Annotated in this window: 9 protein-coding genes and 1 tRNA gene; 5 read left to right on the forward strand and 5 right to left on the reverse strand. The window is 45.0% G+C overall.

What is annotated here, in order from left to right:
• The 3 genes from ACZ1GZ_RS07405 to ACZ1GZ_RS07415 form a co-directional block, all read right to left on the reverse strand.
• A complete protein-coding gene (locus tag ACZ1GZ_RS07405) occupies window positions 1-810 on the reverse strand; it encodes an alpha/beta hydrolase (protein WP_472667868.1) in 810 nt (269 codons plus the stop codon).
• Window positions 811-910: 100 nt separating this feature from the next.
• Window positions 911-2,071, reverse strand: a complete 1,161-nt coding sequence (locus ACZ1GZ_RS07410; RefSeq protein ID WP_472667869.1) for a DegT/DnrJ/EryC1/StrS family aminotransferase — start codon at window positions 2,069-2,071, stop codon at window positions 911-913.
• 179 nt (window positions 2,072-2,250) lie between these two features.
• Entirely contained in the window at window positions 2,251-3,273 is a 1,023-nt protein-coding gene (locus tag ACZ1GZ_RS07415; protein ID WP_472667870.1) for a DUF2793 domain-containing protein, read from the reverse strand.
• Between the two features lie 475 nt (window positions 3,274-3,748).
• Between ACZ1GZ_RS07415 and ppdK the strand changes: the two genes are divergently transcribed.
• The gene (ppdK, locus tag ACZ1GZ_RS07420) at window positions 3,749-6,448 is read left to right on the forward strand and encodes a pyruvate, phosphate dikinase (protein ID WP_472668255.1); all 2,700 of its coding nucleotides are present in this window, start codon (window positions 3,749-3,751) and stop codon (window positions 6,446-6,448) included.
• A gap of 5 nt (window positions 6,449-6,453) precedes the next feature.
• Window positions 6,454-7,371, forward strand: coding sequence for a DUF1499 domain-containing protein (locus ACZ1GZ_RS07425; protein ID WP_472667871.1), 918 nt, complete (start codon window positions 6,454-6,456; stop codon window positions 7,369-7,371).
• Between the two features lie 2 nt (window positions 7,372-7,373).
• Here ACZ1GZ_RS07425 and ACZ1GZ_RS07430 read toward each other — a convergent pair whose 3' ends face one another.
• The gene (locus ACZ1GZ_RS07430; protein WP_472667872.1) at window positions 7,374-8,285 is read right to left on the reverse strand and encodes an MBL fold metallo-hydrolase; all 912 of its coding nucleotides are present in this window, start codon (window positions 8,283-8,285) and stop codon (window positions 7,374-7,376) included.
• 133 nt (window positions 8,286-8,418) lie between these two features.
• Between ACZ1GZ_RS07430 and ACZ1GZ_RS07435 the strand changes: the two genes are divergently transcribed.
• From ACZ1GZ_RS07435 to ACZ1GZ_RS07445, 3 genes are all read left to right on the forward strand, one after another.
• Window positions 8,419-8,492, forward strand: a tRNA-Gln gene (locus ACZ1GZ_RS07435).
• Between the two features lie 248 nt (window positions 8,493-8,740).
• Complete coding sequence (locus ACZ1GZ_RS07440) at window positions 8,741-10,651, forward strand: autotransporter assembly complex protein TamA (RefSeq protein ID WP_472667873.1); 1,911 nt, start codon at window positions 8,741-8,743, stop codon at window positions 10,649-10,651.
• A gap of 9 nt (window positions 10,652-10,660) precedes the next feature.
• Window positions 10,661-14,962, forward strand: a complete 4,302-nt coding sequence (locus tag ACZ1GZ_RS07445) for a translocation/assembly module TamB domain-containing protein (protein WP_472667874.1) — start codon at window positions 10,661-10,663, stop codon at window positions 14,960-14,962.
• Between the two features lie 21 nt (window positions 14,963-14,983).
• Here the strand turns inward: ACZ1GZ_RS07445 and ACZ1GZ_RS07450 are convergent, their stop codons facing one another.
• Window positions 14,984-16,447: an O-antigen ligase family protein gene (locus ACZ1GZ_RS07450; protein ID WP_472667875.1), complete on the reverse strand. Its 1,464-nt coding sequence runs from the start codon at window positions 16,445-16,447 to the stop codon at window positions 14,984-14,986.
• Between the last annotated feature and the right edge of the window lie 48 nt (window positions 16,448-16,495).

The raw sequence follows: 16,495 nt of genomic DNA on the forward strand, positions 1-16,495 counted from the left end.
CTAGTTTGCTAGCGCATTTGTGAAAAATTCAATGGCGCGGTCTTCGCTGCCGAAACGCCAAAACCCGCTATGGCCTAAGCCTTTAATGATCTCAAATTCTGTGCCTTTAGGCGCATTTGCAAAGAGCCTTTGACCATATTCGAGAGGCACCGTTTCGTCACTGTCGCCATGCATGATCAAAATGGGCGCTGTGATTTTCTTAATGTGCTCATCTGATTGAAAATCATGCTTGATCAGCGATAGAACCGGAACCCACGGATATCGATCTGCAGCAACCGCGGCAACGGAACTAAACGGTGCTTCTAGAACCATTGCAAACACATCGCGTTGTGTCGCAAGGTAGGTTGCAACACCTGTGCCAAGTGAATGTCCGTAAAGAGCGATGGGTTGCTCACGCTGCGCGTGGATAAAGTCATATGCGGCTATGGCATCGATGAAGAGGCCGGTTTCGCTTGGTTTGCCTGTGCTCCCAGGATAACCACGATATCCTGCAAGAAGGACACCAAACCCGTCTTTAATAAGCCGCGCACCACGTCGTTTCTGTCGGACTGCGGAACTTGCATTGCCGTGGAATACGATGATTGTCGCTTCGCCCGGTTCAGATGGATGATAAAGGCCAAAGATGCTTTCCCCGTCAGGTGTTTCGATCAAAACCTTTTGAAAATTTTCATCAGCGGCATTTTCTGTATCAGAAGGCCGAACCGGAAAAATAAGTTGATCCTGTGAGAAATAAAGATAGCCGACCGCAAATAAATATGCCGATAACCCAGCAACGAAAACAAAACTGAATAGCTTCTTTAAGATCGCCATGCGTAAGACTTGACCTTCAGGATTCCACGGTGGGTTTTTAATTATAACCCCACAATCGCAATTCTCAACGCATATTATACGCGCTTTATATTTTAGCAGTTTAGCTCAAATCTAAAATTGCACTGCGAATATGCTCAATAATATAGTCTTGCGTATCTTCTGACAGATAAGGGTGCATCGGCAGGCTTAAAACATCTAACGACAAGGCGTCGGTAACCGGCAAAACGCCGCCCGAAGTTTGACCTGCAATCAAGTTATGACTGTATGCCGCTTGATTGTGCAAAGGTTTTGCGTAGTAAACCGCTGTTGGGATGCCTTTGTCTTTGAGTTGCGATTGCAGTGCATTTCTGTCCAAACCTTGTGGCAGACGCGTTGTATATTGCGCCCAAACAGATTGGCATCCTTCGGGAACATGCGGGCATGTGATCAAATCACCAAGACCTTTTGTGTAACGATCAGCAACCTTCTGGCGCTCAACGATTTCGCTATCGAAAATCTTCAATTTTTCAAGAAGAACAGCGGCCTGCATCGTATCAAGGCGTCCAGTCATTCCAATGCGAACATTGTCATATTGGCTAGTGCCTTTACCGTGAAACAGGATGGAGCGTAAATCTTCCGCCAAATCGTCATCATCGGTAAACATTGCACCACCATCACCATAAGCACCCAAAGGCTTGGCTGGGAAGAAACTTGTCGCTGTTGCAATACCGTTCGTACCGATAGGTGCATTGTGATAGCGTGCACCAAAACTTTGCGCAGCATCCGACATAAGCCAAAGATCATTTTCCTCGGCGATTTTCAAAATCGACACATAATCAGCTGGCAGACCAAACAGATCCACCACGATAACGCCGGCTAAGTCTTCACCATTTGCTTTCGCGGTTTCAATTGCAGCCTTTAGTGCCTTAGGATCCATATTAAACGTATCAGGTTCAACATCGACAAAGCACACTTTTGCTCCAAGCCATGCCACCACTTCTGCGGTTGCCACAAAGGTAAAGGATGGGCAGAAAATAACCTGGCCAGCGCGCACATTTTTCGCCATCAGGACCATAGCCAAAGCGTCGGTTCCGGATGAGCACCCAATGGAGTGTTTTGCACCACAAAATTTAGACAATTCAGCTTCGAGTTCAGCAACCTCAGGACCCATGACATAGCGACCGTGATCAAGCACGCGGGCGATCGCTTTATCAACATCAGCACGAATGCGCCTTTGCTGGCTGGCCAGATCAACAAATGGGATATTTGGGATGTTTGTCATTTAGATACTCATGTAACCAAGAAGTGCTGTTTTTAAAGGTTTCGTTACGCTGAGTTTCCCTTATCGTCTAGGGGTTTATGAGAATTATTTGAAATTGCAGTTAATTTGACGCACACAATAGGTATCTTACGGTGATATTTCGTGAGAATTTCAACTTTTAATCACTAATTCGGACAGATTTACACAATAATCGAGCGATCTTCGCTTCGCCGCCAATCCGCGCCATCTGAAATAGCAATGCAGGAACCAAGTGAAGAATCAGCAACATAGATCATACGCCCAGCGACTGTCGCATCGGGTAAAGAAAGCACAGAATGCGCACCCAATTGTAGTGGCATTTGTGTGGTGATGACGCCATCTCCCAATCGCAAAATTTCTTCACTATTGACGTTAAACGAAATAGATCCGTCGCCTAATTGGCTGACTGTAAGAGTGCCGTCTAACGCTGTTGCTGTGATTTCTGTTTGAGATGATAAAACAGATGTTTCTAACGTTGATGAAGATATTGCATTTTCAATCTTCATTTCATTCGCAACGGTTAGAACGGCGGTTGGATTAATGTCGCCAATGGCAATATTGCCCGTGTTTGCATCTGCGGTTAAAGCGGTTTGAAAATTTGCGCCATCACCGCTGGTTTTAATACGAAACTGGTCATCGCCTGCAAGGCCAAATTCAGCCCGTCCAGAAAAGCCAGTTTGGAACAAAAGGCTCGCAGTATCAGTTACTTGTGCCTTATTGATTTTGAGTTGATGGCCGTTACCAGCATTGTTAAACAAGCTTGCTTCAGATGATAAAGCAAAACGGTTTACCACATCAGCGGATGCGTTAACGCCAAGCGTTACATATTGCGGGTCGTCATTCGAACTGATCAAATTCAACCAATTAGCCCCATCAAAATATAGATAGGTATCTTCATCAAATATATAGGCCAACCAGCCAGCTTGTGGGGTATAAAACTGAAACACACCGTCTTGGTAGGCTGCAATGGTGCCCGATTGATTAGCAAAACTTCCCGACGCATTTTCAGGTACAATATAGCGCGCTCCTGAAGTTGCAGCTTCGGGGCTCTCACTTACACTTCTGCTGACAACACATAATTGCACGATGGCATCTAGTGCCAACAGTGCCTCGTTATGCGTGACGTGTTTTTGGGCTTGTGAGGAAAGAATAAAGGGCAAGCCTAGATTGTCTGAATTGGTCAATGTGAAATTCCCATGTAATCGTACAAAATATCGCCAGTTTTCACGTTGTAATCAGCGAAATATTAAAATAACTAAGAATCTGGGGTGGGGGAAAAAATCAACTGCTGGTTTGGTGATCTGAAAAATAAAATTAAATTAAAACAATTATTTAAAGATATTTATCTGTCCGCTTCAGTGTTATGAATATTGAAATTTTCACCCCTTAGCTGCCTATGTTATGGCTCTTTTGTAACAGGAACCAGAATAAGTTCTTTAAAAGCCTGTTTTTTAGGCAGAATGGTTTTACACTAAGACATTAGCTGGTTAGGTTAACCAATTCGCGCGTCGCATGCGCGCAAGAGGGAGAAAAATGTTGCATTGCAACATAAAACCTGTGTAACTGTATTTAAAACGCGAAAACAAGCGTTGAAATTGGGTTTTTAACAGGTGACGTGGTCATTTGCGGGGTCGTGCAAGGAGGGCGGATCCGGTGTCGATGTGGATTAATCAGCTGGGCGAGTGCCAAAAGGCAGCCTCAGATGCGGATCACTATGGTGATTCACATTTGGGATATGCTGGTGCACGACTTTTTGCATTATCCTGTTTTGGCATCCCAGTTCAGCCGGGATTTATTATCCGCGCGGAAACTTGCAATTATTACCATGAACACGGTGTTCTGCCTTCAGAGTTTGAAACAGAACTGCAAAAGGCACTTAAAGCGCTGCAGACAACGTATTGCGACACCAATATAGGTAAAAAACTACCGCTGTTCCTAACAGCGCGCGCAACATCTCGATCTCGCGTCGCAGGTGTCGTAAGTCCAATCTATCATCTGGGCATGAACGCGGAAAACACGCGTAAAATTGCTGCTTTAATGAAACCCAGCACACGCCAGGGACATGAAGCATCAAGTGATAAAAAAGCCGGTCAGCAGCTCATGCGCTTTTTGTATCAGTTTACAGAAAATGCGCTCAATATCACGCCTGATATTTTGGAAGATATTTTTGACGAAAAACGCACAGAATTGAGCTATGAGAGTGATAATGATTTCTCAATGGAAGAAGTCATCACAATCTCGCAAATTTACAAAGAGCAACTGAAATCTGAATTAGATTTTGATCTGCCGGATGATTTGTATGGTCAATTGCGCATGGCTGTGATCAATGCCATTAAAAGCTGGATGTCGCGGCGAGCTGTCATGCAACGTCAGATCCACGAAATTCGCGATGATGAGGGATTGGCTGTCATCGTTCGCGCCGCAGCCTTTGCCGATTTTGACGATATGAGCGGGCAAGCCTATTTGGATACGCGTGACAGCGCGACCGGTGAAAATAAAGTCAAAGGCGGCCTAGGCTGGAACCTGGTAGGTGAACAAAGCGCACGCACATCGCGCTTTTCAACGTCAATTGCAATAGACGCACAAACGGATGACGAAAAGCTTGTTGATGTTGCGCCAGACATACATGCGCGATTAACGGACATTGGAAAACAAGCAGAGCAATATTTTGGGCGCTGTCAAAGGCTTGGTTTCATCATTCAGTCAGGTGAGCCATGGGTTGGCGATAGCGTAGATTTGCAACTGACCGCGGCGGCCGAGTTAAAGACCAATGTGGATTTTGTAAATGAAGGCATCCTGACGAAAGAACAAGCGCTTTGCCGTATCGATCCGCTTTCACTTGAACAAATCATGCACCCGTCTATCCGGCAAGAAACCGAACGTGAAGTGATCGCTTCTGGTGTGCCTGCGTCTCCTGGTGCAGCATCAGGTGAAATTGTGTTTTCTTCAGAAGACGCAATAGATGCAGCGCGTGAAGGGCGTAAAACTATTTTGGTACGGGTGGAAACAAGTCCCGAAGATGTGCATGGAATGCAACGCACAGAAGGTGTGTTGACTATCCGTGGGGGTATGACCAGCCACGCAGCGGTAATTGCACGTGGTATGGGCCGACCTTGCGTATGTGGTGCGGGGAATATGCGTATTGATCTTGCAAATGAAACTCTGTTTGCTTCAGGTCAATATCTGAAAAAGGGTGATATTATCACGCTTGATGGCGCAAAAGGTGAAGTGCTTTTGGGTGAAGTTGCGATGGAAGAAGCAACTTTATCTGATGAGTTTCAGCAGCTTATGGCATGGGCAGACCAAGCGCGCCGTATGGAAGTGCGCACAAATGCAGAAATGCCCAGTGATACCCTTGCAGCGCGTCAGTTTGGTGCTGAAGGGATTGGGCTTTGTAGAACCGAGCATATGTTCTTTGACGAATCGCGCATTTTAACGATGCGAGAAATGATTTTGTCTGAAACTGAGGCGGGACGCAGGGCTGCGCTTGATAAGCTACTACCTATGCAGCGTTCGGATTTCATCGAGTTGTTTGAGGCCGCAAACGGGCAGCCGGTTACCGTGCGTTTGCTGGACCCTCCTTTGCATGAATTTTTGCCCAAGGCCGATGAAGAAATTGCCCATACAGCAAAAGCTATGGGTGTTGATGATATCCTCGTGCGTCGGCGCATTGATGAGTTGAGCGAGTTTAATCCAATGCTTGGGCATCGTGGTTGCCGTTTAGCAATATCATATCCTGAGATTACTGAAATGCAGGCCAGAGCGATTTTGCAGGCGGCGATAATTGCGGCAAAAAATACCGGTGCACCGGTTATGCCGGAGATCATGGTGCCTCTTGTTGCACTTAAAAAAGAACTCGACTTTGTAAAAGAACGAATTAATTCGGTAGCTGAAGATGTTATGAAGGAAATGGACGCAAGCGTTCAATATTTGGTTGGAACAATGATCGAATTGCCGCGCGCGGTTATTCGGGCGGACGCTATTGCTGAATCTGCAGACTTCTTCTCATTTGGAACCAATGATATGACCCAAATGATGTACGGGATATCGCGTGATGATGCGTCTCCGTTTTTGAAAACCTATCGCCAGAAAACAATTATCGATGAAGACCCCTTTGTAACGCTTGATATTGAAGGGGTTGGGGAACTTGTCAAAATGGCTGCAAAGCTTGGGCGAGAAAATCATCCGGACCTAAAGCTTGGTGTTTGCGGTGAGCATGGTGGTGATCCGGTGTCAGTTAAATTTTTTGACCGCATTGGTCTGGACTATGTTTCCTGTTCACCATTCCGCGTACCAATTGCAAAATTGGCGGCTGCGCAGGCAAGTATTCAAGCCCAACATCACGCTGAGGTCGAGTAAGAACAATGCCTGTTGTTTACCGTCGCCCCTCGTCAGTTTCAGCCCTATGGTCGCGTAAAATCGGCTATTTTGTCATTATTTTGCTGTTAACAGTGTGGATTGCTCACCGCTTCTTCGGATTTGAAACATCAAATGCGATCGCGGTGGTGCTTTTAGCAAGTGCGATGGCCGCAACGGGTCTTGGTCTTGCAATCATTGGATTTTCCATGTTGTGGCTCATTGGTGCAAGAGGGGGACGCGCCTCTTTTGTAGGACTTTGCCTTAATCTGGTTGCTTTATTGCCATTTGGATTGAGCCTTTATCGCTATGTGTCACTGCCGGAGCAGTTTGATGTTGTTACATCTGAAGATGTGGCGATAGATTGGCTGCGCAATCCTCAGCGTCCAAATACCTGGTTAACCAGGGAAAGCTCGGGCGCAATAATGCTGAATTTGAACAATTCCCGCATCTATGGCCAACTCACAGAACGCCGATATGAAGGTGCGATCGATCGTGTTTATCGCGCTATTCGCGCAGTTGCATCTGAAGAAAAGCTAAGGGTAATCGCCCGTGAAGGGGATGATTTTTTATCTCCCGATGAACCGCAGGTTGATGAAACACAAAGCGAAGATGGAGCCGCAATTCCTGTTCCTGCGCCCACTCCGCGTGACCGTATTAATGCTCAGGTTCAGGGGCAATTGGGTGAGGGGGCGAATGATTTTGAAAGCTCAACGATCCGACTTCAATTCGCCAAAGACTCTTTATTCCTAGGTGTTGAGCATGACATTTTGATTCTGTTGACTGAAGATGAAACCGCAACTTTTGTGAATATGCGCGCGGCAACAAAACAAGGTCCGCATGACCTTGGTTTAAATGCAGAACTCATCAATAGCTTTTTAAGTAAGGTTGATAATCGACTGCTGGGTATTGTCGGCGCGGGATAAGTTTAAGTCAGGCGATATACGCTATCAAGCTGCGCTGGGCCATCAGTTTGAACAACCCCTTTTTCGATCAGATCCTCTATGTGCGCCAAGACGGACAAGGCCGCTGCGCGCCTCAAATTTTCAGCAAGTCCAAGGTAATTTTGTGCAACAATTTCTTCGATCTTTAAGCTGTCATGACGCGTAAGGCTTTTCACGATTGACCTTTCCCGAAACAAGCGGTGTTCTTTCAGTTTTTGTAGAAAAACCGGTGGATCAATAACTTCACCACCATGTCCGGGAAAAATTTCTTTGTGAGTTCGCTCAATAAGATGATCCAGCGATTTCATAAAGTCGTGCATAGAACCATCTGGTGGGGCGATGATAGATGATGACCAGGCCATTACATGGTCAGCGGAGAATAATATATCGTCCTCAACGCTGGCAAAGGCACAATGGTTTGCCGTGTGCCCGGGCGTATGAATGGCTTCAATTTGCCAGTCTCCACCGTCGATAATCTCACCATCACCAAGTTTGACATCGGGTGTGAAATCTAAATCGGAGCTTTCATGAAGTGGATTAATTTCACCTGTGTTAAATTCTCTTGCAGCACGGTGAGGGCCTTCAGCATAAATCTTCGCGCCCGTACGTTCTTGTAGTACTTTGGCCAGCGGAGAATGGTCCTTATGGGTATGGCTCACAAAGATGTGTGTAAGCGGGTGTTCGCCAATTGCAATTAGCAAAGCCTGCAAATGAGAATCAATTAAAGGGCCCGGATCTATGATAGCCAAATTGTTTTTGCCAACTAGATAGCTATTTGTACCATGAAAAGTGAAGGGGGAAGGGTTAGGGGCGGTAATGCGCTTGACATTTTTTGCAATGTTTATTGCTTCGCCATGGGCTGGAACGAAGTTCTGATTGTATTTTATGTCAGCCAAAATGATGCCTTTATCTAGGACAAACCCCAATTTTACGGTGTTCATAGATACTAGATGAATTTTTTTGTCAATTTATGAAACTAAGTCCTTGTAGGATTGAAATACATTTGCTATCTGCCAGTCGCGGTAACGTTGGGGTATAGCCAAGCGGTAAGGCAACGGTTTTTGGTATCGCCATCCCTGGTTCGAATCCAGGTACCCCAGCCACCGCAATTTTTTCCAAGGAAATAATAAAGACCAACATCTCTGCGAGATGTTGATGTTTGTTTTTATTCTTTAAAAAAGTAATCCACTTCACATCAGATTGATTGGTGATTGAACCCGAATGGTTCTAATACAAGTGCAATGGCTCAATTATAATATTCAGCGATTTTTAACCATGAATTTGCTATAATCCAAATCTATAGTAATTGAGTAACTTTGTAATCTCGCGTGTTTGGAGATCCCCCTTGCCAATGAGCAAGTCGACATCGTTGATTTTGTGTCTGGCAATGCTTGTTGTTCAGCCCTTTAGTCATGCCCATGCTCTGGATTTGTTTGGTTATTGTTTAAGCGGTGATTGTAAAACCGCAAATCAAGATGCAGACGTTATCGACCCCAAAACCTATCAAGTGGATTTAAGTCTAGCAGGTGATGCGACTGAGGATGTTGAGCTTGCGATCAAATCAGCTTCTGAATTATGGCGCGGGCGAGAAAAAGCTGTTGCAGGATCAGCTGGGCTTTTAGCGCGCGCTAAAGGGGACTATCGCCGATTATTGGCTAGCCTATACAATGAAGGTTATTATGGAGGTGATATTTCGATCCTCGTTAACGGCGTTCAAGCCTCTGACATGAAGCCGGGAATTGAGTTTCCAGATGCCTCAACTGTGACAATCTCTATTGATACCGGCAATATATACCGATTTGGAACTTTCGATATTTTTAATCGCGCACCGAACCCGCAAGGTGGAGAAGATATCGTTGAAAAACCAGATACGCTGAAAGTTGCGCGTGGCGATATTGCCAAGGCAAAAAGCGTCGGTCTTGCCGGGCGCCTTGCCGTTGAGGAATGGCGACAACAGGGCTATCCCCACGCGAAGATCGGCGGACAAAGCGTTAAAGCGCAACACGACAAGAACATCCTAAATGTAAATTTGAGTATCGATCCAGGTAAAAAGGCTAACTACGGGGCTACACGCGTTAAAGGTACACAACGCATGGACCAAGACTTTGTGGCTTATATGACTGGTCTGAAAACAGGTGAAGAATACGACCCAGACGATATTGAGGATGCCAAGCAGCGTCTAGATAAGCTAGATGTATTTGCAGTGCGCAAAGTACAAGCGGGCAAACTGGTTGATGAAAATGGCCAAGTGCCAATTGCTGTTGAGGTGCGTGAGAAAAAACTCCGCCGAATTGGACTGGGTGCAACGGTTTCTTCAACCGATGGCGCAGGTGTAAGCGCTTTTTGGCTCAATCGAAATTTGTTTGGGCGGGCTGAACGGTTGCGACTGGACGGGGAAATCAGCGGAATTGGCTCAAGCTCAAGCGCTGATGAGTTAGATTTTAAATTAAGCGCGACATTTACCAAACCAGGTGTTTTCACGCCCAATACAGATTCGGTAACCAAAATATTTGCAGAGCGAGAATTCAACACATCATTTGAAGGCGAAACAGGTGGTTTTTCATCTGTGCTCACACATCAGTTAAGCCGGAAGATCAATCTCGCCGGTGGTGGATTTTATGAATATTCACGCTTTAAAGATGCCTTTGGCGATCGAAATTTCTCCACTTTAGGAGCAACAGGTGAAATTGCTTATGACGGACGAGATAGCAAAGTAGATCCAAGTAAAGACGCATTGGCAAAAATTGAAGTTAAACCGTTCTATGAATTTGAAAATGGCAATGCAGGCGTGCGCGTCGATGCAGAGGTAAGAGCATATCAAACGCTAGACAATGATGGTGACACTGTACTTGCTGCGCGCGTTAAAGTAGGATCTGTCTTCGGTCCAACGCGTGATCAAGTACCAACAAACTTTTTATATCTTTCAGGTGGTGGTGGTTCTATTCGCGGATTTGGTTTCAACAATGTAGGTATCGTCGAGGGTTCCGGTGATGTCTCAGGCGGCAGATCACTTCTCGAGACCAGCGTTGAATTGCGACACAAATTTACCGATACAATTGGCGGTGTAGCATTCGTCGATGGGGGCATTGTTGGCAAAGATCCAATTATCGACTTCTCTCAAGATTTCCGCGTAAGTGCAGGTGTCGGCGCGCGGTATTATACCCCGCTCGGGCCTATTCGATTAGATTTTGCAGTGCCGATTAATCCAAAAGCAGGCGATCCAGATTTTGGTATCTTTGCCGGCATTGGCCAAGCGTTTTAGGGGGACATGATGACACAATCCCTCTTGAAAAAAATCGCGCTGTGTTTTGTTGCTCTCATTGCAACATTTTTCGTCGGTATTATCGTTGTGTTCTCGCAAGATAATGAACGATCAGCTTTGATTGAATATGTGGAAGAGCAGATTTCTTCGCCAAGCTATCAAATCCGACTCAATGGCATTGATGGTTCCCTGTCATCGGACGTGTCACTTCAATCCATCACAATAGCCGATGAGCAAGGCATATGGCTTGAGATTACCAAACCGCGTTTGATTTGGACAAGATCTGCTTTAATTACTGGGCGATTGTTGGTTGATACCCTTGAGGCAGAACATATTGATTTCATCCGTAAACCACTACCGGAAGAAACCTCCCGCTCGCCTGAAAGTAGCGCGTTTAAACTACCTGAATTGCCAGTGGCAATTGTCTTGGAAAAACTTGATTTGCCTTTGGTCGAATTTGGTGAGGATGTCTTTGATCTTGCGGCAACGGCAAGCGTAAATGGAAGCTTTGTGCTGGATGAGGGTTCGCTTGATTTGGATCTGTTGATTAATAGAACCGATGAGACTCAAGGCGAGCTGAAAGCGCTTGTTACATATGATGGTCCGGCTAAAGCTTTGGCGCTTGATGTTAAACTCACAGAACCTGAAAATGGTATCGTAGCTTCAGCATTGGGTTTACCGGGTAAACCGCCTGTCTCACTGGCCATTATTGGGGATGCACCGATATCTGAACTTGATGTTGGTATGTCGTTTGATGTCGACAATAAGAGAATTTTAAATGGCATTGTCAGCTTGCGCGATGTCCAGGATGGTTTGCAAACAAATGCGAGCCTCCGCGGGCCAATTGGTGCATTATTATCTCCAGGTCAGCGTGCACTGTTTGGTGATACAAGCAATTTAGAAGCTGAACTTGTAGTTTTAAATACCGGTGGCATACGTCTCAATAGCGCTAATATTTCTAGTGGAGCTGTGAATTTATCAGCGGCTGCTAAAACCACAGTTGACGGCTTTTTAAGTGCACTTAACGTTACAGCTGGCTTAACAGATGCATCTGGGGAACGCATTGTTATCCCTTCAGAAAAGGGTGATCAAACCATCCAATCGGCAAAGCTAGATATTAATTATAATGCAGAGCTGCAAAATACATGGAGTGGCAAGCTGCAAATTAGCGATTTTGTAAGTTCAGATATTTCATTCGGCAATGTTGGTATCGACTCGTTTGGAACTGTGCTTAATCCAGAAAATAAAAACGCACGTGAAATCAGCTTTGATATTGATGGTCAAATTGTACAAATATTGGCAAAAGACGAAGCGGTTACAGACGCTATTGGCCAGGAAATAAAACTACAATTTGATGGTGATTGGCGTTCTGGTAATCCGCTTGAGATTTCAAGATTAAACATTCTGGGTGAAACCTACAAAGCCCTCGCCAATGGCATATTTGAACAAAATGCCTTTGATGGCCAGATTAGTCTGGAAGCTCAAAATCTTGATAGTTTCTCAGCAATTACAAATCAGCGTTTAAATGGCAGTATTATTTTAGCCGCATTGGGCAAGATTGAGCCTTTCACCGGGGCATTTGATCTTAACATCAATGGTACAGCGCAATCTGTTGAAACAGGCACAGCACGTTTAGATAAATTGCTTGTTGGACAAACGGAACTAAAAGGTGGTGTTGCGCGAAGCGTAAATGGGTTGGTTTTTGACACGTTAAAACTCTCAAATGAGCAAATGTCAGCATTTGTTGATGGCAGTGTTGCAAGCCAAACAGCAAACTTAATCGCGCAAGCACAAATTGATGATTTGGGTGTTCTTGATCAAGCATCAAAAGGTTTGGCGCAACTTAAAATTCGTTTGCAGGGTGAAGAGGGGCCATTTGATCTTCAGACAGACATATCCGTTCCGTCTGGAAGTTTATCAAATCAACAAGTCGATAATCTTGCTTTGATGTTTGATGGAAAGACCAACGGGCAATCCATTTCAGGCAAGCTCTCGTCCAAAGGGCAGATAGCCTTGCAGGATTTTATTGTGACTGGATCCATCAATGTGGATGATAATCTCACAAATCTTCAAGATCTGACCGCTCAAATCGGAGCAACCGCGATAAGCGGTGTTTTGATGCGCAGTCATGAAACGGGATTGATGACTGGCGAACTTGATATCAATAGCCGCGATGTTTCAAGCATTGCTGCGCTCGCATTGATCAACGCATCCGGTTCAATCAATGGATCTCTTCAATTAACCCCAGAAGAATTTGCGCAGGCAGCTAATTTAAATCTTGCCCTTGCCGGAATTCGTTTCAATGATGTTAGCGTTGATAACGCCGAAGCAATTATCAGCGCGAAGGACATATTGGTACGGCCTAGGGTCACAGCGAATGCAAAAGCAATCGGTATCGAAGCCGCTGGGATCCAGGCAAAATCTGCAACAATTCAGATACTAAATGCGGGTACCAGTACCGAGTTTGATATGGTCGCTCAATTGGTTGAAAATGCGACCCGGATTTCATCATCCGGGGTGGTAGAGCAGAAAACCGATTTAGTTGAAATTTTAATCTCAGAGTTGGATTTAAATTCGCGCATTACAAAAGCGCAGTTGGCTGCACCCTCAAGGATCGAATTACAAAATGGTATTGTGACGATTAATCCTTCACGTTTATCTATTGATACCGGTACTCTCGATATTTCTGGAACCGCCGGCGATGCTTTAAACATTACAGCGCGCGCGAACGCTGTTCCGATCAAGATCGTCAATTCCATTCAGCCTGGGATAGATGCAAGCGGAACTTTGGGCGCCAATATTCGCATTACAGGCCCAAGCAGCGCACCACGTGTTAGCTTTGATGCAAACGGGCAGGCGCTTTCTGTTCGCCAGATCAGAGATCTTGGTTTGTCTCCCTTGGCGCTTACTGCAAACGGTGCATTTACAAATGGCGTTGTGACCCTTGCAAACTTTAACGCACGCAATGCGCAGGCTTTGGCTCTGTCTGCATCTGGTAGGGTACCTGTTTCAAAAGGTTCGATGAATATAAAAATAGATGGAACAGCTCCACTTGATTTGATCGAAACCTATTTGCAAGATCGCGGGACACAAATAGACGGTGTTGCTCAACTTTCGGCGCGAATAACTGGTGTGTTAAGCAACCCAACAGCACGCGGAAACATTAGGGTGAGCGGCGCTAGCGTGATTGATCCCTTGTCCAACTTGAGACTTAATAAAGTTAACGTTCAGGTTGGTTTAAATAACAGCGATCAGGCAGATGTTGCAGTAAGAGCAAATATATCAACCGGTGGCGCAATCGCCTTAAAGGGTCAAATCGGACTTTCTGGTAATTTGCCAGCAGATTTAAAAGTTACACTTAACTCCGCAAATTATGGTGATGGAGAGACATTTAAAACGTCGGTAAGCGGTAATCTCGCAATTGCCGGAAATCTTGCCCGCAATCCACTATTATCGGGTGATATTAATCTTGGTCGCACGGAAATTACTGTTCCAGAGAGTTTTGCCTCAGAGGAAAATCTATTGGATGTGGAGCATATTAATCCCACATCAAAAGTTCAAACAACCTTGGGACGTTTATCAAAAGCGACACCTTCAGATGGAACCAATGCAAAGTCAGGTGCTTTGCGCTTGCGTTTGAACATCAATGCACCAAATCAGATTTTTGTGCGTGGTCGAGGTCTTGATGCTGAATTGGGTGGCAGCCTGCGCCTCACTGGTTCGTTAGATAATATCGTTCCGTTGGGAAGCTTTAGTTTGCGTCGTGGTCGCTTATCCATTTTAGGTCAGCGCATCGATTTGCAAGAAGGTACAATTACCCTTGCTGGCGATCTTGAGCCATTATTAGACTTCCTTGCAACGACCGACACTGGCGATACGCTCGCATCCATTAATCTGCAAGGCACACCGTCTAATCTCCAGGTAAGTTTTTCATCAAATCCGGAATTGCCGGAGGACGAAGTTCTTGCCCAAATTATCTTTGGGCGAAACTTAACGGATCTATCACCTGCGCAAGTGGTTAGACTGGCGTCAATTGCAAGCGAACTTACCGGCGGTAATAGTCCATCTTTAATTGACAGTCTGCGCTCAGGTACTGGGCTTGATGATGTTGATGTTGTCCAAGACGATGATGGTAATGCTGCAGTTAAGGCAGGTAAATACATCTCAGATAACGTTTATCTAGGCGTTCAGGCGGGTAAAGAAACCGAAGCAACAATTAATCTAGATATTACAGACAGCCTTAAAGCGACCGGTTCTGTTGATACCGAAGGAAACTCAAAATTGGGTATCTTCTTTGAGAAAGATTATTAGTCCTATTATAATGTCGATTTGTTAGAAAATACGGAGCTTTTTCTTCCCCGTCTTCGTTTGCTCCATCGCCAACATTTGTAGGCCAAAAACAGCAAAGACGTGAAATATCCAAATCGGGTCAGAGCGATGAAGAATGAATGTTTCCATAAATGAAAGTAGCATGATGAAGACAATCATCATCATAAACATATCTGCCAGCTTTTTATTTGAACCTGATTTGTAGATTTTAATATAATTGGCCATGGGCATGACAAAAAGCGCAAAGAAAATAACGCCACCGCCTATCAGTCCATAATTCAGCAAAACATCAATATAGTTGTTGTGTCCGTGAACGATTTCTCGAAAGTCCCAAGCAGCATATGCTGGCAATGGGCCATACAGAACAGGTGGTGTATTCCAAAAATTGTTAAAACCTTCACCCATTGGGTTTGATAAAAACGTGATAATTCCGTGCTGCCATAACGTCAGTCGCCCGGTAAAAGTAGCATCGTCCAATATACTCGCCGTGATGCCGGCCAACGTCTCATTATAAAGCGTCCCAATTGTTAACAAGCCGATGATTGTAACAGCAATAAGGGTTGTGAATACAACCAGTCTGGCACTGGCAAACAATCCTGCAGATAACACAATGAAGATTGAAAGTGGTAGAAAGCCAGACGTAGTTTTTGATCCAGTTTGCAGGACAAAAATAAAAGCAGCTAATGTAAGCAGGGCGCCGAAAATTGGACTGCCAGACCGCCATACATAAATTCCAAAAATCGTAAGTATGGACATAATTGGTCCAGCAATATTTTTGTGTGGGAATGGACCGCGCCATAGACCAAAATGCTGTGCCTCAAATGCTGAATATCCATGCTTTGCTGCATCTGGCAACAGCACTAACCCTGCATAGGACATGCCTAAAATAAGTGTGCAAGCGATTGTAATAACCAATTTCAACTCACGCTTTGAATGCGGCAGGACAAGAACTGAAAACGCGGCGAAAGCTGCAAATAACGTAAGTAATACGGTTCGCATGGCGGTAATTGGTGACGGATTCTGCAAAACAGCTGCAAAAACGGCTATTAAAAACACAATCCACATCGGGGTTGCAAATGAGAGTAATCTCCGTGGACTCACATTGCCTAGGAGCAAAATACCCATAATGCCGACAATTGCGATATAACCAACCTGGTTAACTGTATCGCCCGTTGCGGTAACGTCATTTGACAAAGTTGATGTATCAAACGGGCGAAATGAAATAATGATAATCGTAAACACAATGCTCGCAATGACTGCCATGAGTTTGTTCATCGAAGATGGTGTTTGCATTATCGCTTGAATGAGCGAAACGTCTTTAGCATCGTGCGCATACAAATTGCTATTTGCTGGATTGTGATTGTGAGTGGAATGGTGCTCGTTGCCCAGCTCCTGTTCAGCATAATCTCTATATTGCGGAGACAAGCGGTTATGATTTGCACTCGTGATCTTGTTCACATATGACATGAATCTGTCTCGCGTTTGATAGAGCCAATCGTTAACCTTTTGTTCACC

Source organism: Lentilitoribacter sp. JB5-8 (assembly GCF_055693385.1).